The sequence below is a fragment of the Streptomyces saintjeani genome (genome assembly GCF_055409605.1).
This window is the reverse complement of record NZ_CP189624.1, coordinates 4,687,281-4,708,057: the sequence shown is the minus strand read 5'-3', so window position 1 is coordinate 4,708,057 and position 20,777 is coordinate 4,687,281. Positions and strand designations below refer to the sequence as shown.

The window sequence follows — 20,777 nt, the reverse complement described above, 5'->3', positions numbered from 1 at the left end:
TTCTGTGCAGGGGGGAAGAGGGGGTCAGACGGTGGTCTTCTCGGCGGCCTGCTCCTCGTCCGCGAGGGCCGCGAGGAAACGCTCGGCGTCGAGCGCGGAGGAGCAGCCGGTACCGGCGGCGGTGATCGCCTGGCGGTAGGTGTGGTCCACGACGTCACCCGCCGCGAAGACACCGGTCAGGTTGGTCCGGGTCGACGGCGCCTCGACCTTCAGGTAGCCCTCGCCGTCCAGGCCGAGCTGGCCCTTGAAGAGCTCGGTGCGCGGGTCGTGGCCGATCGCGATGAACAGGCCGGTCACCGGGAGGTCGGACAGCTCACCGGTCTTGAGGTTGCGCAGCTTCAGCCCCGCGAGCTTCTGCTCGCCCTGGATCTCGGCGACCTCGCTGTCCCAGACGAACTTGATCTTCGGGTCGGCGAAGGCACGCTCCTGCATCGCCTTGGAGGCGCGCAGGGAGTCCCGGCGGTGGACGATCGTCACGGACCGGGCGAAGCGCGAGAGGAACGTCGCCTCCTCCATCGCGGTGTCGCCGCCGCCGATCACGGCGATGTCCTGGTCCTTGAAGAAGAAGCCGTCACAGGTGGCGCACCACGAGACACCGCGCCCGGAGAGTACGTCCTCGTTCGGCAGCCCGAGCTTGCGGTGCTGGGAGCCGGTCGTGACGATGACGGCCTTCGCCCGGTGGACCGTGCCGGCGGTGTCCGTGACGGTCTTGATCTCGCCGGTGAGGTCGACGGACACGATGTCGTCCGGGATCAGCTCGGCGCCGAAGCGCTCCGCCTGGGCGCGCATGTTGTCCATCAGGTCGGGGCCCATGATGCCGTCGCGGAAGCCCGGGAAGTTCTCCACCTCGGTGGTGTTCATCAGGGCGCCGCCTGCCGTGACGGCGCCTTCGAACACCAGCGGCTTCAGCGACGCGCGCGCGGTGTAGAGGGCCGCCGTGTAGCCGGCGGGCCCGGAGCCGATGATGATCACGTTACGGACGTCGCTCACGGCTAGGTTCCTCGTCTCTGGTCTGCGTCGTTCGACCGGGGGGAGTATCACTGCGCTCTCACCCCACCCAACGGATATTAAGGGGCGTGCATTCCCGGTGTGTCCGGGCACACGGGGACGCGGGCGCGGCGGTCGACGCGGTGGACGGGGCGCTGGGGGTTACGGGTGGGCGTAGGAGCGCTTGAGCAGCACGTCGGCGCGGGTGGCGGGGTGCTGTTCGCAGGCGCGGTCGACGAGGTAGGCGTCGACGTGGGTGCGGTCGGAGGCGTTGCGGAAGACGACGAGGAGGACGTCCTTGCCCTCGTAGACGCCTGGCTTCGAGGCGAGCGCCGGGTCCGTGCGGGCCGTGCCCTTCAGGACGCAGGACGGGACGTTCGGCGCGCTGAACACCTGAGGGCTCTCGACCGTGCCCTGGATACCGACCTCGCCCTTCGGGGAGCGGGACGACGACCGGTCGGTCTGGAGGGCGGTGCCCACGGAGTCCTGGAGGGTGCCTTGGGAGAAGGTGTCCGCCGCTGTGGCACGGCTCCCGCCGTCTCCCTCGCTCATGAGGGAGGAGAGCAGGACGGAGCCCAGTCCCAGGGCTGCGGCCGTGAAGACGCCGAGGACGGCTGCTTTGCGGCGGCGGGTGCGGGGGCGGTCCTTGCTCGTGCCCTTGCGGCCGGGGCCGGTGGTGGCAGTACGGGCATGACCGGAGGGGCGATCAGCGACCGATGTTTCACGTGAAACATCGGCACCTTCGGTCGCCGTCTCTTCGGACGTTCCCGCCTCCGCCGCCAGTGCCGCGTCGATCCGCAGGACGACATCCTCCGGCATCGCCACCGGCTCCGACAGCGTCCCGAGGAGTTCCCGGATCTCCGCCAGCGACGCGTACGTGTCGGCGCAGACCTCGCACCCGCCCAGATGCCGGCGCAGTTCCGTGGTCCGGGACGGTGTGGGGAGGCCCTCGGTGAGGTCGGAGAGTTCAGCGACGTCCGGGTGCCCGGCCGTGTCCGTCGTCGATGTCACGCTCGCCCACCTCCGCCCTTCGCGGTAGCTGAATCGCCGGTCCCGGCTCCGTCCGGACCCTTTTCGCAGGGATCCGCTGCCGGTGGGACGGATGTCCCCGCTCCCTGGTTCCGTCTGGTGTCCGGCTCCTTCTCGGCGCCGCTGTTCTCCGGCCGGAGATGGGTGAGCAGGGGGAGGAGTCTCGCGCGCCCTCTGGCGCAGCGGCTCTTCACGGTTCCGGTGGGGACGTCGAGCACCTTGGCCGCCTCGGCGACGGGATAGCCCTGCATGTCGACGAGGACGAGGGCGGCGCGCTGGTCCGGAGGCAGGGTGCCCAGGGCCTCGATGAGCTGCCGGTGCAGATCGCCCCGCTCGACCGGCGCCGAGGCCGACTCGTGGGGTTCCAGGAGCTGTTCGAGGCGCTCGGTGTCGTCGACCGGCGAGGTCTTGCGCGAGGCGGCCTTGCGGGCCCGGTCCAGACAGGCGTTCACGGTGATGCGGTGCAGCCAGGTCGTGACGGCCGACTGCCCCCGGAAGGTGTGGGCGGCCCGGTACGCCGACACCAGCGCGTCCTGCACGGCGTCGGCGGCCTCCTCCCGGTCCCCCAGCGTCCGCAGCGCGACGGCCCACAGCCGGTCACGGTGGCGCCGCACGATCTCACCGAAGGCGTCGGGGTCGCCTTGCACATGACGGGCGAGCAGATCGGAATCGCTCACACCGTCGAACCCGGCGCCTTCCGCCATCGGCCTCCTCCCCCTCCGGTGAGATGTCAGCCCGTGAACTTCACGTTCGTTATGGCCTGCTTGTAGCCGGCGCCGTTGTACTGGTCCGCGCCCGAGTACGGCAGCGCCGTCAGCCATACGAGAACGTACCGCGTCTTCACCGCGGACTTGGCGGAGAACGTGAGTTGGCTGCTCTTCGTCTCCTTCTCGGCGATCTTCGTCATCGAGCTGAGCGGAGCCGAGGAGGAGAGGGAGTCGGTGGCGTACAGCGCGCCGGTCGTGTGGTCACCGCCGTAGAGCAGCTCTATCGACGCACCCGACAGCTCCTGCTCGGAGCCGAGGTCGTAGACGATGCCGAGACCCTGCTTGAAGGGGGCGAGGGCGGGGCCTTCGTTGAACGTGTACGTCCGCCAGTACGTGGACGCCTTCTTGTCGTAGGTCAGCCCCACGTCGCTCGGGTGCTGCGGCTTGCCGTCCGGGTAGTACTCGGCGGCGTCCTCGATCGGCAGCGTCTTGACCGGCTTCGGTGCCGTGCTCGGCTTGTCGCCGTCGTCGTCCGTCTGGGTCTGGTTGGTGTCGGAGTCCCGCTGGCCGATGAGGGCCTCCGCGAGCTGCCAGCTGCCGAGGCCGAGGGCGGCGATGAGCAGGGCGGAGACCGCCCACTTCAGGGCCTTGCCGGTGCGGCTCTGGAGCGGGGGCGGCGGGGCCGGGACCGGCTGGGTGACGTGGGGGGCCGGACGGCCGTACGTGCCCTGCTGGTAGGTGGTGCGCTGGTACTCCGGGGGCGCGGTGAAGACCGGCTCCGGGGGGCGGATGCGGGGCATCTCGCCGATCGCCTTGACCAGTTCCTCCGGCGTCGTGCACGCGGCCTCGTGCCGGGAGGCGGTCGCGCCGTCGTTGACGAGGGCCCGCATCGCCAGCTCGGACAGGCCGCGGTGGACGTGCGCGCGGACCTGGTCGGGGGCGATCAGGCCGACGCCCTTGGGCAGCCCGGCCAGGCCGTGCGCGTCGTTCTCGTACGGCCAGCGCTGGGTGAGCGCCGCGTACAGCAGGGCGCCGATCGCCTCGGTGTCGGTGCGCTGCGGGGTGTCGGAGGACATGCCGCGCAGCGCCGCGTTCACCGCGAGCCCGCGGATACGCCACTGCCCGGTGGAGGTCCGCAGCACGGTGCCCGGCGTGAGCCGCAGGTGGGACAGGCCCTCGCGGTGGGCGGCAGCCATGGCCGCGGCGAGCTGACTGACCATCTGGTACGCGTCGTGCGGCTCCAGGGGCCCTGCGGCCAGCAGCGCGGTCAGCTCGACCGCGTCGGGCAGCCACTCGTGGACGACGTACACGAGGTCGTTCTCCTCGACGGCGTCCAGCACCTGCACGAACCGCGGATCGCCGAGCAGCGCCGCCGAGCGGGCCGCCGCCAGCACGGACCGCGCTCGCGCGTGGTCGGCCGGCAGGAGGTGGACGCCGACCGCGCGGCGGAGTTTCTCGTCGACCGCGCGCCAACTGCTGAACCCGTCCAGACGGGTGACGCACTCTTCGAGCCGGTACCGTCTGGCAAGTTTGTGGCCGCTGTGCAGCTCCGGTGCCGAGGTCTTCCCGGGACGCTCCGTCCCGTCACTCCCCTGTACCTCGTCGCTGTCCGTGTCCCGCTCCCGGTTCTGGGCCACGCCGTCGGCCGTGGACTCGTCCGCCTGTGCGGTCGGCGGCTCGGCGCCACCGTTCGCTGCCACGTCGACGGCAGCCGTGCTCCGTTCCGCCACCGTCGCTCCCTGCCTCCCCTAGTCATCGCGTGTCGTCGGCGATCGTGCACGCCGTTCGACACCGAACCAATTGTGCCCACAGTCCGCCGCTATGCACGACACACGGCGGCGGACGATGGTTGTGCGCTTGCCCCCGGTCAGCGACCGAGTCGTCCGCGCACCATACCGACGAGCGAGTTGAGCTCCTCGATCCGCATCCGCCGTGCGGCCACGAAGAAGACTCCGAGCAGGACCACACCGCCCGCCAGCAGCGCGGCGAACGAGCCGAGCACGCCCTGCCCGAGGGCGTGGGCGATGCCGTAGCAGGCGGCGCCGCTGAGCAGCGCGGCCGGCACCGAGGCGATGCACAGCCGCGCGTACGTCCGCAGCACGCGCGCGCCGTCGAGGTCGCCGCCGAGCCGCTTACGCAGCCGCGCCCAGGCGACCCCGACGCCGATCGCGTACGCCAGACCGTACGCGGCGGCCATGCCGATCACCGCCCAGCGGGCCGGCAGGACGAAGTAACACAGCGCCGAGGCGCCCGCGTTCACGGCGGCGACGATGACCGTGTTGTAGAAGGGGGTGCGGGTGTCTTCGTACGCGTAGAACGCGCGCAGGACGACGTACTGCACGGAGTAGGGGATCAGGCCGAGGCCGAAGGCCATCAGCATGAAGCCCATGTTCGTGGCCGACGAGGTGCCGGAGGAGCCGAAGATCAGGGTGCACATCGGGATGCCGAGGGCGAGGAAGCCGAAGGCGATCGGGACGATGGCGACGGCCGTGGTGCGCAGGCCCTGCGAGATGTCGTCGCGGACCGCTCCCGCGTCGTGCTCGGCGGCCGAGCGGGCGAGGCGCGGCAGCAGCGCGGCCATCAGCGAGACGGTGATGATGGCCTGCGGCAGGCCCCAGATCAGCTGCGCGTTGGCGTAGGCGGCGAAGCCGGTGCCGTCGACCGGCGAGTCCTTGCCGGCCATGGTGGACAGCTGGGAGACGACGAGCGCGCCCGCCTGGTTGGCGAGGACGAACAGGAACGTCCACTTCGCGAGGGTGACGGCCTTGCCGAGGCCGTGGCCGCGCCAGTCGAAGCGCAGCCGCATCCGGAAGCCGGTCTCCCGCAGGTACGGGATCATCGCGAGCGACTGGACGACGAGCCCGAGCAGGATGCCGACGCCGAGCAGGCGCTGGCCCTCCGGCGGGATGTTGGTGACCTTCATCCCGGAGTCGGCGGCGGTGCCGTAGACCCAGATGAACATGCCCAGCGTCACGATGATGACGATGTTGTTGAGGACCGGCGTCCACATCATCGCGCCGAACTTGCCGCGCGCGTTGAGGATCTGGCCCATCACGACGTGTACGCCCATGAAGAAGATGGACGGCAGGAAGTACTGGACGAAGGTGACGCCGACGTTGTTGGCGGCCGGGTCGCTGGCGACGGAGTCCGACAGCAGACGGATCAGCAGCGGCGCGCCGAAGATCGACGCGGCCGTCAGCACGCCGAGGGCGACCATGACGAGGGTCAGCAGGCGGTTGGCGAACGCCTCGCCGCCGTCGTCGTCCTCCTTCATCGCGCGCACGAGCTGCGGCACGAAGACGGAGTTGAGGCCGCCGCCGACGGTCAGGATGTAGATCATCGTCGGGAGCTGGTAGGCGACCTGGAAGGTGTCGCCGAGGAGGCCGACGCCGAGCGCCGAGACGATCATCGCGGAGCGGACGAAGCCGGTGAGGCGCGAGACCATCGTGCCGGCCGCCATCACCGCGCTGGACTTCAGCAGCCCGGCGGCCTTGCCGCCCTTCTTCGCCGGAGCCGGAGCGGAGGCGGGAGCGCCGGAGGCGGCAGCGGCGGAGGCGGGGACCGGCTCGGAGGGCTCGGGGACCGCCGCCGTGAGGTTCATCGTCCGGTCGTCGGCGGGCACCGGGTACTGCGGCGCCGGCACCTGCGGGTTCTCCATGTGCGGACGGTCGGTCTGCGGGCGCGGCGTCCGGGGGGGCCGAGGCGCGCCGCCCTGTCCCTGGTCGCGGAAGAGGTGCGCGAACGCGTCCGGCTGCGGCTGCTCCTCGCCGGAGTGCGTCACCAGGTCGTCCACGCCCACGAACTGCGTGGTGCGCGCGTCGTCGCCGTACGGCAGGTACTGCGTCGGCCCCTCGGGCTCGGGCGCCGGGGGCTGGGCCCAGACCTGCGGGTCGGGGGCGTACGGCGACTGCTGCGGCTGGCCGTAGAGCGGGCCCGGGTAGGTGCCGGGCGGCGGCGGGGGGTGCGCGGCGCGGTCGTACAGCGCCTCGGTGACCGGGTCCTGCGCGGTGAGGTCCTGCGCGCGGTAGGGGTCCTGGGCGAAGGCGTCCTGGAGGTACGGGTCGACGGGCTGCTGCGGCACCTGGCCGTGCTCGGGCGGCGGCGGGCCCTCGGGGTGGCCCGAGCCGCCCACGCCCTGGCCGCGGTCACCGTCGTACGGCGCGTTCATGGTTACCCCACCTCATCGTCCCGGGCCGACCGGCCACGACATCCTCAACGGTCCACTCTCTCACCCGTGCCGGACGGGTCCGTGCTTTCCGCTGCGGTGTCCGGTGACTCGTCACTCGGCTGCTGCGGGTCGTCTTCCCCCGGCCGGGCGGTGGACTCCTCGGTGGGCTCGTCCGCGTCGCTCTGTGCCGCGCGGGCGGTGGCGCGCTTGCGCTGGGTGTACATCCGGAAGCCGGCCAGGACGAGCAGCAGGAAGCCGCCGCCGATGACCAGCATGACGGTGGCCGTGATCTCGGTGACCTTCACGTCGAAGACGACTTCCTTGCCGTACGGCTGGCCGTCCTGGGTGTAGAGCTGCGCGATCACCGTCGTCTTGCCGTTGGTGTTGGCGGACGTGGTGAACTTCACGCTCGTGCTGTGCCCGCCGGAGACCGCGATGTCCTGCTCGTCCCAGTCGTGGCCGGCGATCTCCAGCCGCGTCGGGTTCGTCGACGTGATCCGCAGGACCAGGTGGTCGACGCCCTGCACCAGGCTGTTCTGCACGGTCACCGGGATCGTGGCGCTGCGCCCGGAGAGCTTCATCTCCGACTTGTCGATCAGCCGGACCTGGTCGGTGAGCGTCGTCAGATGCGCCGCGACGCCCTGCCGGTAGGAGCCCGCCGCCGTGCCGCGCCCGCGCCACGACGTCGACATCTCGCGGTTTATGGCCCGCCCGAAGGGGGTCACGACCCGCGACTGGTCGGTCAGGATCACCTTGAAGTTGTCGAGCTTGTCCTGCGTGTTCGCGATGTCCTGGAACGCCGTCTTCGCCATCTCCTGCTTGCGCAGCGACGACGAGTACGACGACCTGCCCGGCACGGTCGTGGTGGCACCCGGGTCGGGCTTGACCGCCGCGGTCGCCGCCAGCCCCTGCGCCTCGGACCAGGGGCCGCCCTGCAACGCGGTCACGGCCTTCGCGAGCGCCTGCGCCTGCGCGGCGGTCGGCATCCGCTGCGGCGCGACGACGACACTGCGCTGCTTGTCGTTCTGGAGGTTCAGCGAAAGGCTCTGCGCCAGGAAGTTCTGTACGGCGAGCGTCGCTGCCGAGGCGCTGGTCAGGTCGCCCTGGAACGCCGCCGACAGCCGGTAGTCCGCGACGACCGCCGTGGTGCCGCCGCCGATCGGGCGGGCCGCGGAGGGCGCGTACGACAGGTCGTCCTCCAGGCTGTCGCTGCGGGCGATCACCTTGTCGGCGCCCGCCGAGGTCGCGACCTTGACGATCGACGGGTCGACGGCGCCGTTCACCGGCCACGCGAAGTCCGTGGACGGGGTGACGTGCAGGACGGTCTCCACCGTGGTCGCGGCGACGTCCGTGGCGGCCTTGAGCTGGCTCAGCGTGCCCGTGACGTTCGTGCCGTTGTGCGCGAGGGCGGCCAGGTCGGGGTCGGCGAACGGCAGCGCGACGACCTCCTTGCCGGTCACGGCGCCCTGGAGGTCGTCCAGGAACTGCTTCGCGACGGCCGAGTGGGTGCCCGCGACGGTGGTGTCGTCGCCGGCCTGGACGCGGTAGCCGCCGCTCATCGCGTCCACGGACGCCAGCAGGTCCGGGTCGATCACCCAGGTGACGTCCAGGGTCCTGCCCAGCGCCACGAGCTGTTCGAGACGGCCGCCGGGCGCGATCTCCGCCGCGAGGTCGTCGTTGAGGAAGACCGGGGTCTGCTGCTGGTTCGAGCCCGTCTCCGCCGTCACGTGCACCGTCGAGATCAGCGGCCACAGGACGGTCGTCCTCGTCGTCGCGTCCGGCTCGTCCGACTGCCACGGCAGGAACGTCCGCTGCGCGCCCAGCACCTGGTCCCAGGACTGCGCGGCCGTCTCGCCGGAGAGCGTGACGCCCAGCGGGTAGATCCCGTCGCCGTCCAGCTCCAGCTTGTCGACCGGGACGGCGATCGTGAACGGCTGGGCCACGCCCGGTGTGAGCGTCGCGAACTTCGCCGTGTACGCCCCGCCCACCGGGCTGCCGCTCGCGCCGGACACGGAGTCGGAGCGCTTGGCGGCGCCCGCGATCGCCGAGCGGGTCGTCAGCACGGAGCCCACGCGCAGATCGACGTGCGCGTCGGTCACCGCCTGCTTGCCGTTGTTCGTCACCGTGCCGGACACGGTCAGCGTGTCGCCGTCCTTCGGGACGCTCGGCGTGAGCGCGTCGACGGCGACGGACACCGTGCCCGCGTCGGACGCCTCTTTGGGTGCTGCGGGCGCCGCCTGCGCCGTCGTGGCAGCGGGCAGCAGCAGCCCGGCCAGCAGAGGCGCGCCCGCGAGCAGTGCTCCGGTGCGCCGCAGCCAGCGGCGGGCAGGTGAGGGGGTCGACCCCGGGTTGTCTGCCGCCTCGGCCACGCGTTCGCCGTCCCTCGTCGTCGTCAGTGGTCGTCGGAATGTGCGTCCACGCATGGTAACGATGCGCGCAGAAGGTAAGTGCCGCGGACTGGTCCACAAGATCGGGAAGTGCGGGCGAGGCGTCCCCAATGTGTCCTTGTAAAGGGGCCCTTATATAGGGGAGCGCCTCTGGACGGGGTGCGCGCGGGTTCTGTGCAGGTATCGGGCGGGCTGTCTTCACGGGGTTTGCCGCCCGTAATCCGGGAGCCCCGCGCCCCCGGGGCCACGTACCCTTTTCTGTTGTGCCGAACGCCAACAAAGACAACCTCGACGTCGCGCCCGTCGCCGACGACCTCGCCCGCCGATTCCAGGAGGCCGGGTTCTCTCTCGCCCTGGTCGGCGGCTCGGTCCGGGACGCGCTGCTGGGCCGGCTCGGCAACGACCTCGACTTCACGACCGACGCCCGTCCCGAGGCCGTCCTCAAGATCATCCGGCCGTGGGCGGACGCGGTGTGGGAGGTCGGGATCGCCTTCGGGACGGTGGGCGCGCAGAAGGACGGCTGGCAGATCGAGGTCACCACCTACCGCTCCGAGGCGTACGACCGGACCTCCCGCAAACCCGAGGTGTCCTACGGCGACTCCATCGAGGAGGACCTCGTCCGCCGGGACTTCACCGTCAACGCGATGGCCCTCGCCCTCCCCGAGCGGACCTTCATCGACCCGCACGGCGGCCTGGACGACCTCGCCGCGCGCGTCCTGCGGACCCCCGGCACCCCGGAGGACTCCTTCTCGGACGACCCCCTGCGGATGATGCGGGCCGCGCGGTTCGCCGCCCAGCTCGACTTCGAGGTCGCCCCCGAGGTCGTCACCGCGATGACGGACATGGCCGAGCGGATCACGATCGTCTCCGCCGAGCGTGTCCGGGACGAGCTGAACAAGCTGATCCTCTCCGCGCACCCCCGCAAGGGCCTCACCCTCCTCGTCGACACCGGCCTCGCCGACCGCGTCCTGCCCGAGCTGCCCGCGCTCCGTCTGGAGAGCGACGAGCACCACCGGCACAAGGACGTGTACGACCACACGCTGATCGTCCTGGAGCAGGCGATGGCCCTGGAGGAGGACGGCCCCGACCTCGTCCTGCGCCTCGCGGCCCTCCTCCACGACATCGGCAAGCCGCGCACCCGGCGCTTCGAGGACGACGGCCGCGTCTCCTTCCACCACCACGAGGTGGTCGGCGCGAAGATGACCGCGAAGCGGATGACGGCCCTGAAGTACTCCAACGAGCTGGTGAAGGACGTCTCCCGGCTCGTCGAACTCCACCTGCGCTTCCACGGCTACGGCGCCGGCGAGTGGACCGACTCCGCAGTTCGCCGCTATGTCCGTGACGCCGGTCCGCTGCTCACCCGCCTCCACAAGCTGACCCGCTCCGACTGCACGACCCGCAACCGCCGCAAGGCCGTGAGCCTCTCGCGTGCGTACGACGGGCTGGAGGAGCGGATCGCCGAACTCGGCAAGCAGGAGGAACTGGACGCGATCCGCCCCGACCTCGACGGCAACCAGATCATGGAGATCCTGGGGGTCGGTCCGGGGCCGGCGATCGGGAAGGCGTACAAGTTCCTGCTGGAGCTGCGGCTGGAGAACGGGCCGATGGAGTACGACGCGGCGGTGGGGGCGCTCAAGGAGTGGTGGGCGGAGCAGGAGTGAGTGTGTTTCACGTGAAACACGGCGAGTGAGAACACGAAGAGGGGCGATGTTTCACGTGAAACATCGCCCCTCAGAACCTCTCGGGCGGAGCCCGATCAGCAGGGCCCGATCAGACGTCCTTCAGGCACAGCACGACGTTGTGGCCGGCGCCGATCTGGTAGTAGGAGACGGTGGCCTCCTTGACGGCCTCGCATTTCGAGTCGTCGCTGGTGTCGTCGAACTTCTGGACGACTTTGTACTCGGCCTTGCTCGACGAGCAGTCGACCTCGGTGAGGTCGGGCTTGGAGTTGGTGCCGTCGTTGTGCATGCAGGCGCCGACCGAGGTGCCCTCGGCTTCGGTGTCGCTGCTGAACACCGCGCCGATACCCAGCTTGACGACGATGGCGACCACCGCGACCGCGACGACGCCGAGGACGCGGGCCAGCTTCTTCTTCCGCTTCGGCGGCGCGGGCGGAACCGGCGCTCCCTGGAACGGTGCACCCTGGGCCGGGTACTGGCCGTACGGCTGGGTCTGCTGCTGGCCCATCGGCGCGGGCTGCTGGGCGTACGGGTTCTGGCCCTGAGGCGGCGGAGTAGTCATGCGGAGGGTCCCCCTGGAACGTGGATACGCGCGCCGGACGTCCGAACGCCCGGCGCGAGATAAGACCCACGTAAAATACCGGCCACCACTGACATCGCCGGTACGTAAAAATGATCTGTGACCTTGACGTGAACCTTACGAACGGGCAAAACGCCGCATAGCAGCAGCTACTGTCGCGTAGATAACGGCGATTGTTATCACCAGCGAGATTGAACGCCCGTCCGGCGGCAGCATGAGCGCCGCGACGCCCGCCGCGCCGACGAACGCGACGTTGAAGAGGACGTCGTAGAGCGAAAAGATCCGGCCGCGGTAGGCGTCGTCCACGGCGGACTGGACGATCGTGTCGGTGGCGATCTTCGCGCCCTGCGTGACGAGGCCCAGGAGGAACGCCAGCACCAGGACGGGGAGCTGGGCGAAGGTCAGGCCGAGCGCCGGTTCCAGGAGCGCGGCAGCCGCTGCGCAGGTGACGATCCAGCGGACGGGACCGAGCCGCCCCGCAGCCGACGGAGTCACCAGCGCGGCCACGAAGAAGCCCGCGCCGGAGATGCCGACGGCGAGACCGAGGAGGGCGAGACCGTCGTCGGGGTTCGAGGACCAGGCGTACCGGCAGAGCATCAGCACCGTGACGGTGAGGGCGCCGTAGCAGAATCGCATGAGGGTCATCGAGCCGAGCGCCCACGCGGCGGCGCGTCGTTGCGGCGCGGTGAGGTGCCGCACCCCGGCCGCGAGCCCCCGGGCCGTACCGCGCAGGGCGTCCGCCAACCGGGGCCGGACCGGACCGAGTTCGGGGCCGAGCAGCTCGACGGCGAGCCGCAGGGACGCCAGCGCCGAGCAGAGATACAGCGCCGCCCCCAGCAGGACCACCGCCGCGTCGGAGTCGGCGGCCAGGATCCGTACGCCGAAGGCGAGGCCGCCGCCCGCCGTCGCCGCGAGCGTTCCGGCCGTCGGCGAGAGGGAGTTGGCGACGACCAGCCGCTCGGCGTCGACCACCCGGGGCAGCGCGGCGGACAGTCCCGCGAGGACGAAGCGGTTGACGGCGGTGACGCACAGCGCGGAGGCGTAGAAGAGCCAGTCCGGGACGTCGGCCAGGATCAGCACGGCCGTGACCGAGGCGAGGCTCGCGCGCAGGAGATTGCCGTACAGAAAAACCTGCCGGCGCCGCCAGCGGTCGAGCAGGACGCCGGCGAAGGGGCCGACGAGGGAGTACGGCAGCAGCAGGACCGCCATCGCGGAGGCGATCGCACCGGGCGAGGTCTGCTTCTCCGGGGAGAAGACGACGTACGTCGCCAGCGCGACCTGGTAGACGCCGTCCGCGCACTGGGAGAGCAGCCGTACGGCGAGCAGACGGCGGAAGTTCTCCAGGCGCAGCAGGACGCGCAGATCACGGACGACGGACATGGGCACAGCCTCACACAGGGAAAGGTCCCCGGGTCGGTCGACCCGGGGACCTTTCTGATGAGCCCTGGCAGGAGCGAATTTCGGTGGGTGGCTGACTGTGTTTCACGTGAAACGGGAACGCGATGTTTCACGTGAAACACGGCTCGCCGGGGTGGTGCTTAGCGCTCGACGTCGCCGCGGATGAACTTCTCGACGTTCTCGCGGGCCTCGTCGTCGAAGTACTGGACCGGCGGGGACTTCATGAAGTACGAGGACGCGGAGAGGATCGGGCCGCCGATGCCGCGGTCCTTGGCGATCTTCGCGGCGCGCACGGCGTCGATGATGACACCGGCGGAGTTCGGGGAGTCCCAGACCTCCAGCTTGTACTCCAGGTTCAGCGGGACGTCGCCGAACGCGCGGCCCTCCAGGCGGACGTACGCCCACTTGCGGTCGTCGAGCCAGGCGACGTAGTCGGACGGGCCGATGTGGACGTTGTCGGCGCCCAGTTCACGGTCGCGGATCTGGGAGGTGACGGCCTGCGTCTTGGAGATCTTCTTGGACTCCAGGCGGTCGCGCTCCAGCATGTTCTTGAAGTCCATGTTGCCGCCGACGTTCAGCTGCATCGTGCGGTCCAGGATCACGCCCCGGTCCTCGAACAGCTTCGCCATGACGCGGTGCGTGATCGTGGCGCCGACCTGCGACTTGATGTCGTCACCGACGATCGGGACACCGGCCTCGGTGAACTTGTCCGCCCACTCCTTCGTCCCGGCGATGAAGACCGGGAGGGCGTTGACGAAGGCGACCTTGGCGTCGATGGCGCACTGGGCGTAGAACTTCGCCGCGGCCTCGGAACCGACGGGCAGGTAGCAGACGAGGACGTCGACCTGCTTCTTCTTGAGGATCTTGACGACGTCGACCGGTTCGGCCTCGGACTCCTCGATGGTCTCGCGGTAGTACTTGCCGAGACCGTCGAGGGTGTGGCCCCGCCGGACCTTCACACCGGTGCGCGGGACGTCGCAGATCTTGATGGTGTTGTTCTCCGACGCGCCGATCGCGTCCGCGAGGTCGAGGCCGACCTTCTTCGCGTCCACGTCGAAGGCGGCGACGAACTCGATGTCACGGACGTGGTAATCGCCGAACTGCACATGCATCAAGCCCGGTGCCTTGGACGCCGGGTCGGCGTCCTTGTAGTACTCGACTCCCTGCACCAGCGACGCGGCGCAGTTACCCACACCGACGACGGCTACGCGAACCGAACCCATTCCGGTTGCTCCCTGTTGTATGAGTGAGGCCCTGGCAGGAGCCTCACGTGGTGGTGTCGCCGGGCGTATCCGGACCGGAGGTGTCCCCGGTCCGGGGCAGGACGCCCGGCGCTCCCTCTGTGGTGTCACGAGCGGGTTCTCCATGGGCGGGGCTCTTGAGATCCCGGCCCGCCCGCTCGCTCTCGATCAGCTCGTTCAGCCAGCGCACTTCGCGCTCCACGGACTCCATCCCGTGGCGCTGGAGTTCGAGCGTGTAGTCGTCGAGGCGCTCCCGGGTGCGCGCGAGCGAGGCGCGCATCTTCTCCAGCCGTTCCTCCAAACGGCTGCGCCGGCCCTCCAGGACGCGCATGCGCACGTCACGGGAGGTCTGCCCGAAGAACGCGAAGCGAGCGGCGAAGTGCTCGTCCTCGTAGGCGTCGGGCCCGGTCTGTGAGAGGAGTTCCTCGAAGTGTTCCTTGCCCTCCGCCGTCAACCTGTAGACGATCTTGGCGCGGCGTCCCGTGAGCGGGACGGCCGGGGCTTCCTCGGGGGTGTTCCCCGCCTCTTCGATCAACCAGCCGTTCGCGACCAGCGTCTTGAGGCAGGGGTAGAGCGTGCCGTAGCTGAAGGCCCGGAACACGCCCAGCGAGGTGTTGAGTCGTTTGCGCAGCTCATAGCCGTGCATCGGGGACTCGCGGAGCAGTCCGAGGACGGCGAACTCGAGGATTCCTGACCGCCGGCTCATCACTCCTCCTCCGTCCCCGACATGTCTATGCCGCTCCGATGTATCGACTCGATACATCACGACGATAGAACGACCTTCCGGAGCGGACAAGGGGGAGATCGGTGAACGGGATCACATCACCGAAACGTTCGAATCAACTTGCCTGATTTGGGGTGAACTTCGGAGCTCGACGGGTTTTGGCGGTGCGTAGTGTGTGCGCCATGCAGACCACCGGGAGCCATGTGACGCCGGAGGGCGCCACCGCCCCCGCTGCCGTACGGATGAATGCGATACCGGCCGCGTCCGTACATCGGGGGGACCGGAAAAAAGCCGCCGTTGTTTCCAGGCGCCCACGGGTGCGCCTGCCCGAGGAGTAGTCGTTCGATGAGCGAGCACCGTCGCAAACAGTCGCAGCCGCAAGGAGGCGGACGTGCCGCGGCCCGGCGCGGCCAGTCCGGCTCGTCCTCCGGCCGCCGCGCGGCACCGCGGGGCGACACCGGGTCCCCTTCCGACGGTCTGTACCAGTCGGGAGCCGAGGAACGGCCGTCCGGCGGCCGGGCCGACGCCCGGCGCGCAGCGCAGAGACCTTCCGCAGGGGGCCGCCGCAAGGCACCCGATCCAGGTCCCGGACGCGGCCGGGGCCGTCAGCCCTCCGGCCGCAAGCGCCTGATCGACTACCCGCGCCAGGACAAGTACGGCTGGCAGCGCTGGGTGCCGTCCTGGAAGCTCGTCACCGGGCTGTGCCTCGCCTTCTTCGGCAGCCTCATGGCCGCGGCGAGCGTCGCGTACGCCTTCGTGGGCATCCCGGAGCTAGACAAGACCGCCACGTCGCAGAACAACGTCTACTACTGGGGCGACGGCTCCCAGATGGTCGCCACCGGGGGGGAGACGAACCGCCAGATCGTCGATCTCCCCGAGATCCCCAAGGCGATGCAGTTCGCGGTCATCTCGCAGGAGAACAAGTCCTTCTACACGGACAGCGGCATCGACCCCAAGGGCATCGCCCGCGCCGTCTTCAACATGGCCCGGGGCGGCCAGACGCAGGGTGGTTCCACGATCACCCAGCAGTACGTCAAGAACGCCATGCTCGCCGACCAGTCGCAGACGATCTCCCGCAAGCTCAAGGAGATCTTCGTGTCGATCAAGGTCGGCAACGACGTCTCCAAGGACGAGATCATGGCCGGGTACCTGAACTCGGCCTACTACGGGCGCAACGCCTACGGCATCGAGGCCGCCGCGCACGCGTACTTCGACAAGAAGGCCAGGGAACTCGACCCCGGTGAGTGCGCCTTCCTGGCGGCGATGCTGAAGGGCGCGACGTACTACGACCCGGCGGGCCTGCCGTCCGTCGACCCGAACGCCTCGGCCGAGAAGAACACCATCCGGGCCACGCGCCAGATGCAGGACACCCTGAACAAGATGGTCGAGTACGGCCACCTCGACGCGGCGGAGCGGGCGAAGTACACGACGCTCCCCAAGTGGCAGAACCCCCGCTCGAACACCAACCTGAAGGGCCAGACCGGCTACCTGGTCGACCTCGCGAACGCCTACCTGGTGACGAACGAGCAGACGACCGGGATCAGCCAGGACCGGCTCCAGCGCGGTGGCCTCTCGATCTACACGACCTTCGACAAGAAGAAGGTCGACGAGCTGGAGAAGTCGGTCAAGGCGGTCCAGGACGCCAACATCAAGCCCGAGCAGCGTCCCTTGACGGACACACACGTCCAGTTCGGCGGCGCCTCGGTCAACCCGGACTCGGGTGCCATCGAGGCGATCTACGGCGGTACGGACTCCACCCAGCACTTCACCAACAACGCCGACCAGACCGGTGCCCAGGTCGGTTCGACCTTCAAGCCCTTCGTCCTCGCCGCCGCGATGACCTGGGGTGTGCGCAACCCGGACCTCGGCACCTCCCAGGCCCAGGACGAGCGCACCATCGTCTCCCCCAAGAGCATGTTCAGCGGCAAGAACAAGCTCAAGATCAAGGAGTACGACGGCAACGTCTGGAAGGACGACAAGGGCGGGGAGTGGCTCCAGACCAACGACGGCGACGTCTCCCTGGGCAACCCGCCCGACTTCAAGATCGACCTGCGCGAGGCGATGCGCGAGTCCGTGAACTCCGCCTTCGTACAGCTCGGCATGGACGTCGGCCTGGACAAGGTGAAGGAGGCCGCGGTCAGCGCCGGTCTGAAACCGGGCAGTCTGACGGGCACCAACTTCCCGTCGTTCTCCATCGGCATCTCCGACCCCAGCGCGATCCGCATGGCGTCCTCGTACGCCACCTTCGCGGCCAGCGGCCAGCAGCGCGAGCCGTTCTCCGTCAAGGAGGCCACGGGCAAGGGTGTGGCCTTCAAGCACGAGACCGTCTCCAAGGACGCCTTCACCAAGAAGGTCGCCGACAACGTCACCGACATCCTCAAGACCGTCGTCGACAAGGGCACCGGTACGGCCGCCCAGCTCACCGGCCGTGACGTGGCGGGCAAGACCGGCACGACCGACGGCAACCGGTCCGCCTGGTTCGTCGGGTACACCCCGCAGCTGTCGACCGCGATCACGATGTTCCGGTACGACGACGACGAGACCAACAAGAACCGTGAGTTCCTGAAGATGTTCGGCACGGGTGGCCAGAAGAAGATCCACGGCGCCTCGTTCCCGGCGGAGATCTGGCACGACTACATGGAGGAGGCCCTCAAGGGCCAGCCCGTGAAGGCGTTCCCGGAGCCGGAGCCGATCGGTGAGGTCCTCAACCCCGAGCCGTCGCCGAGCCCGTCGCCCTCGGCCTCCGAGAGCGACGAGCCGAGTTCGTCGCCGAGCCCGTCGCCCAGCCAGAACAGCCCCTCGCCCTCGCCGAGCCCGTCCGACACCTGCGGCGCCTTCGGCTTCGGGTGCGAGAACGGCGGCACGGACGCGGGCACCACGGAGGGCGGCGACAACGGCGGTACCGGACCGAGTCCGTCGCCGTCGCCGAGCGACGACACCGGGGACACGTCCAGAGGCAGCTCGGGCGGCCTCTTCGGGGGAGCGAACTCAGGAGGCACCTCCACCGGATAACGGGCCACTTGCCCGACTCGGGCGTTTCACGTGAAACATCGCGATGTTTCACGTGAAACGAAGAGCGTCCCCCGGCCACCGGGGAGCGCCCCCCGAACCCTTGAGGGCCGTCGCACCGGACGAGGTGCGGCGGCCCTCAGTTTTTTCCCAGGCCGGTACGGCAGGATGTGCGCCATGCCCAGTGCAGAATCGACGCCCGCGACCGAGCACGAGCCGGCCCCGGTACGGCCCACCAAGGAAGACCGGATCGCCGAGGCCGGCAGCGAGCTGATCGGCGGACCCATCGGACGGCGTGCCCTGACCGGGACGTCCTGGTGGACCCCCGTCCGGGTCATCGCCCTCGTGGCGATCGGGATGTTCGCCCTCGGGCTGATCCAGAAGGCGCCCTGCTACGACGGCGGCTGGTTCTTCGGCGCCTCCACGCAGTACACGCACGCCTGCTACTCGGACATCCCGCACCTCTACCAGGGACGCGGCTTCGCCGACGGGCTCGTGCCGTACTTCGACCAGTTCGCCGGCGATATGCAGTACCTCGAATACCCGGTGCTGACCGGCGTGTTCATGCAGGTCGCGAGCTGGCTCACCCCGCACAGCGGCACCATCCAGCACCAGGAACAGTGGTACTGGATGGTCAACGCGGGGCTGCTGATGATCTGCGCCGCGGTCATCGCGGTCTGCGTCTCCCGGACGCACGCCCGCCGCCCCTGGGACGGTCTGCTGGTCGCCCTGGCGCCCGCCTTCGTGCTGACCGCCACCATCAACTGGGACCTGCTGGCGGGCGCCCTGACGGCCGCGGCGATGCTGATGTGGGCGCGGGGCCGCTCGCTGGCCTTCGGGGTCCTCCTGGGGCTCGCCACGGCCGCCAAGCTCTACCCCGTCTTCCTGCTCGGGCCGCTGTTCCTGCTGTGCTGGCGGGCGGGCAAGTGGAAGGACTTCGGCAAGGCATTCGGGGGCGCCGCGGTCGCCTGGCTCGTGGTCAACCTGCCGGTGATGCTGTTCGCCTTCGACGGCTGGTCGAAGTTCTACACGTTCAGCCAGGAGCGGGGCGTCGACTTCGGCTCCTTCTGGCTGATCATGGCCCAGAAATCCTCCGACCCGCTCACCACCGACAGCGTCAACACGCTGGCCACGCTGCTCGTGCTGCTGTGCTTCCTCGGCATCGCGATCCTCACCCTGACCGCCCCGCGCCGCCCGCGCTTCGCGCAACTCGCCTTCCTGGTGGTGGCCGCGTTCATCGTCACCAACAAGGTCTACTCGCCGCAGTACGTCCTGTGGCTGGTGCCGCTCGCGGCGCTCGCCCGGCCCAAGTGGCGCGACTTCCTCGTCTGGCAGGCGTGCGAGGTCGCGTACTTCCTCGGGATCTGGATGTACCTCGCGTACACGACCAGCGGAGACGCCCACAAGGGCCTCTCCCAGGACGGCTACGACTGGGCCATCCTCTTCCACCTGCTGGGCACGCTCTACTTCTGCGGGATGGTCGTCCGCGACATCCTCATGCCCGAGCGGGACGTCGTACGCCAGAGCGGGGACGACGACCCGTCCGGCGGGGTGCTGGACGGCGCCGAGGACCGTTTCGTCCTCAGCTCCGTCGGGGCCGCGCTGCGCAGGGACGAGCCGCTCGACGGGCCGCAGGTCAGCTGGGGCAAGGAGACCTGACGGGCCGTTCGCTCTGGGCGAACGGCCCTGATGGGGTACGCAGAAGGCCGTACGTGGGATGTCGCGTACGGCCTTCTGCGTGCGGCGCGGGTGCTCGTCAGCGGTCGAGGAGGCGGTCGAACTGCGTGGTGGTGTGCCGCAGATGGGCCACCAGCTCGTCGCCGACCTTCGGCTCCGGGGCGTCGGAGGGGACGAACAGGATCGACACCTGCATGTGCGGCGGCTCCGCGAACCAGCGCTGCTTGCCGGCCCAGACGAACGGCGAGAGGTTGCGGTTCACCGTGGCCAGGCCCGCACGGGCGACGCCCTTGGCGCGCGGCATGACGCCGTGCAGCGCCTTCGGCGCCTCCAGGCCCACCCCGTGCGACGTACCGCCCGCCACGACGACCAGGAAGCCGTCCGAGGCCGCCTTCTGCTGGCGGTAGCCGAACCGATCGCCCTTCGCGACGCGCGTGACGTCCAGGACCGAGCCGTGGTACTCCGTGGCGTCGTGGTCCCCCAGCCACAGCCGCGTACCGATCCGGGCCCGGAAGCGGGTCTGCGGGAACTGCTGCTGGAGCCGTCCCAGGTCCTCGGCCTTCAGATGGCTGACGAACATCGTGTGCAGCGGCAGCCGGGCCGCGCGCAGCCGGTCCATCCAGCCGATGACCTCCTCGACGGCGTCCGAGCCGTCCGTGCGGTCCAGCGGCAGGTGGATCGCGAAGCCCTCCAGGCGGACGTTCTCGATCGCGGCGTGCAGCTGCGGCAGGTCCTGCTCGCTGATGCCGTGCCGCTTCATCGAGGACATCACCTCGATGACCACCCGGGCGCCCACCAGGCCGTACACGCCGTCGATCGACGAGACCGAGCGGATCACCCGGTCCGGCAGCGGGACGGGCTCCTCGCCGCGCCGGTAGGGCGTCAGCACCAGCAGGTCGCCGCCGAAGAAGTCCTTGATCCGCGCGGCCTCGTACGTCGTCCCGACGGCCAGGACGTCCGAGCCCAGCCGGGTCGCCTCCTCCGCGAGGCGCTCGTGCCCGAAGCCGTAGCCGTTGCCCTTGCAGACCGGTACGAGGCCCGGGAACTGGTCCTGCACGTGCTTGTGGTGCGCCCGCCAGCGCGCGGTGTCGACGTAGAGGGTGAGCGCCATGGCCGGACCTGGGACCTTTCTCGGGGCTGTGGTGTGTCAGAAGGTGCGGTGTGTCAGGGCTATCGAAGCACTGAACGTGA

At 69.8% G+C, this 20,777-nt stretch carries 14 protein-coding genes; 3 read left to right on the top strand and 11 right to left on the bottom strand.

Annotated elements, in window-relative coordinates; genetic code table 11:
* Positions 1 to 24: 24 nt before the first annotated feature.
* The 6 genes from trxB to ACQCO7_RS21320 all read right to left on the bottom strand — a co-directional run bounded on the left by trxB (position 25) and on the right by ACQCO7_RS21320 (position 9,260).
* The gene (trxB, locus tag ACQCO7_RS21345; RefSeq protein WP_464073345.1) at positions 25 to 990 is read right to left on the bottom strand and encodes a thioredoxin-disulfide reductase; all 966 of its coding nucleotides are present in this window, start codon (positions 988 to 990) and stop codon (positions 25 to 27) included.
* Between the two features lie 159 nt (positions 991 to 1,149).
* On the bottom strand, positions 1,150 to 1,998 hold the full coding sequence (locus ACQCO7_RS21340; protein ID WP_464073344.1) for an anti-sigma factor: 849 nt from the start codon (positions 1,996 to 1,998) through the stop codon (positions 1,150 to 1,152).
* Entirely contained in the window at positions 1,995 to 2,720 is a 726-nt protein-coding gene (gene sigM / locus ACQCO7_RS21335; RefSeq protein ID WP_464073343.1) for an RNA polymerase sigma factor SigM, read from the bottom strand. The genes ACQCO7_RS21340 and sigM overlap by 4 nt, the downstream gene beginning before the upstream one ends.
* 26 nt (positions 2,721 to 2,746) lie before the next feature.
* Positions 2,747 to 4,453: a protein kinase family protein gene (locus tag ACQCO7_RS21330; protein ID WP_464073342.1), complete on the bottom strand. Its 1,707-nt coding sequence runs from the start codon at positions 4,451 to 4,453 to the stop codon at positions 2,747 to 2,749.
* A 137-nt stretch (positions 4,454 to 4,590) separates the two neighbouring features.
* Complete coding sequence (murJ, locus tag ACQCO7_RS21325) at positions 4,591 to 6,891, bottom strand: murein biosynthesis integral membrane protein MurJ (protein WP_464073341.1); 2,301 nt, start codon at positions 6,889 to 6,891, stop codon at positions 4,591 to 4,593.
* A gap of 44 nt (positions 6,892 to 6,935) precedes the next feature.
* Positions 6,936 to 9,260 carry a DUF6049 family protein gene (locus tag ACQCO7_RS21320; RefSeq protein ID WP_464073340.1) on the bottom strand — a complete coding sequence of 775 codons (2,325 nt, stop codon included), beginning with the start codon at positions 9,258 to 9,260 and terminating at the stop codon, positions 6,936 to 6,938.
* A gap of 281 nt (positions 9,261 to 9,541) precedes the next feature.
* Here ACQCO7_RS21320 and ACQCO7_RS21315 point away from each other — a divergent pair, with 281 nt between their 5' ends.
* On the top strand, positions 9,542 to 10,939 hold the full coding sequence (locus ACQCO7_RS21315) for a CCA tRNA nucleotidyltransferase (protein WP_464073339.1): 1,398 nt from the start codon (positions 9,542 to 9,544) through the stop codon (positions 10,937 to 10,939).
* A gap of 109 nt (positions 10,940 to 11,048) precedes the next feature.
* Here the strand turns inward: ACQCO7_RS21315 and ACQCO7_RS21310 are convergent, their stop codons facing one another.
* The 4 genes from ACQCO7_RS21310 to ACQCO7_RS21295 form a co-directional block, all read right to left on the bottom strand.
* On the bottom strand, positions 11,049 to 11,519 hold the full coding sequence (locus ACQCO7_RS21310; RefSeq protein ID WP_464073338.1) for an LppU/SCO3897 family protein: 471 nt from the start codon (positions 11,517 to 11,519) through the stop codon (positions 11,049 to 11,051).
* Between the two features lie 135 nt (positions 11,520 to 11,654).
* Positions 11,655 to 12,917 (bottom strand): MFS transporter, encoded by a 1,263-nt coding sequence (locus ACQCO7_RS21305; RefSeq protein WP_464073337.1) that lies wholly within the window; start codon positions 12,915 to 12,917, stop codon positions 11,655 to 11,657.
* A 158-nt stretch (positions 12,918 to 13,075) separates the two neighbouring features.
* Positions 13,076 to 14,158 (bottom strand): inositol-3-phosphate synthase, encoded by a 1,083-nt coding sequence (locus ACQCO7_RS21300; protein ID WP_338684476.1) that lies wholly within the window; start codon positions 14,156 to 14,158, stop codon positions 13,076 to 13,078.
* 43 nt (positions 14,159 to 14,201) lie between these two features.
* A complete protein-coding gene (locus tag ACQCO7_RS21295; protein WP_338684474.1) occupies positions 14,202 to 14,882 on the bottom strand; it encodes a PadR family transcriptional regulator in 681 nt (226 codons plus the stop codon).
* 363 nt (positions 14,883 to 15,245) lie between these two features.
* On the opposite strand from ACQCO7_RS21295, the gene ACQCO7_RS21290 reads away from it, so the two are divergent.
* Together ACQCO7_RS21290 and ACQCO7_RS21285 are read left to right on the top strand one after the other, a co-directional pair.
* Positions 15,246 to 17,912, top strand: a complete 2,667-nt coding sequence (locus tag ACQCO7_RS21290; protein ID WP_464073336.1) for a transglycosylase domain-containing protein — start codon at positions 15,246 to 15,248, stop codon at positions 17,910 to 17,912.
* A gap of 174 nt (positions 17,913 to 18,086) precedes the next feature.
* The gene (locus tag ACQCO7_RS21285; RefSeq protein ID WP_338684471.1) at positions 18,087 to 19,568 is read left to right on the top strand and encodes a glycosyltransferase family 87 protein; all 1,482 of its coding nucleotides are present in this window, start codon (positions 18,087 to 18,089) and stop codon (positions 19,566 to 19,568) included.
* A gap of 97 nt (positions 19,569 to 19,665) precedes the next feature.
* Here ACQCO7_RS21285 and ACQCO7_RS21280 read toward each other — a convergent pair whose 3' ends face one another.
* Positions 19,666 to 20,697 carry an alanine racemase gene (locus tag ACQCO7_RS21280; protein ID WP_338684469.1) on the bottom strand — a complete coding sequence of 344 codons (1,032 nt, stop codon included), beginning with the start codon at positions 20,695 to 20,697 and terminating at the stop codon, positions 19,666 to 19,668.
* Positions 20,698 to 20,777 lie beyond the last annotated feature (80 nt).

Bases quoted from the DNA above. Each gene is read 5' to 3' on its own strand.
- ACQCO7_RS21295 (WP_338684474.1), bottom strand. From the start codon at position 14,882: ATGAGCCGGCGGTCAGGAATCCTCGAGTTCGCCGTCCTCGGACTGCTC.
- ACQCO7_RS21280 (WP_338684469.1), bottom strand. From the start codon at position 20,697: ATGGCGCTCACCCTCTACGTCGACACCGCGCGCTGGCGGGCGCACCAC.
- ACQCO7_RS21305 (WP_464073337.1), bottom strand. From the start codon at position 12,917: ATGTCCGTCGTCCGTGATCTGCGCGTCCTGCTGCGCCTGGAGAACTTC.
- ACQCO7_RS21290 (WP_464073336.1), top strand. From the start codon at position 15,246: ATGAGCGAGCACCGTCGCAAACAGTCGCAGCCGCAAGGAGGCGGACGT.
- ACQCO7_RS21300 (WP_338684476.1), bottom strand. From the start codon at position 14,158: ATGGGTTCGGTTCGCGTAGCCGTCGTCGGTGTGGGTAACTGCGCCGCG.
- sigM (WP_464073343.1), bottom strand. From the start codon at position 2,720: ATGGCGGAAGGCGCCGGGTTCGACGGTGTGAGCGATTCCGATCTGCTC.
- ACQCO7_RS21310 (WP_464073338.1), bottom strand. From the start codon at position 11,519: ATGACTACTCCGCCGCCTCAGGGCCAGAACCCGTACGCCCAGCAGCCC.
- ACQCO7_RS21285 (WP_338684471.1), top strand. From the start codon at position 18,087: ATGCCCAGTGCAGAATCGACGCCCGCGACCGAGCACGAGCCGGCCCCG.
- murJ (WP_464073341.1), bottom strand. From the start codon at position 6,891: ATGAACGCGCCGTACGACGGTGACCGCGGCCAGGGCGTGGGCGGCTCG.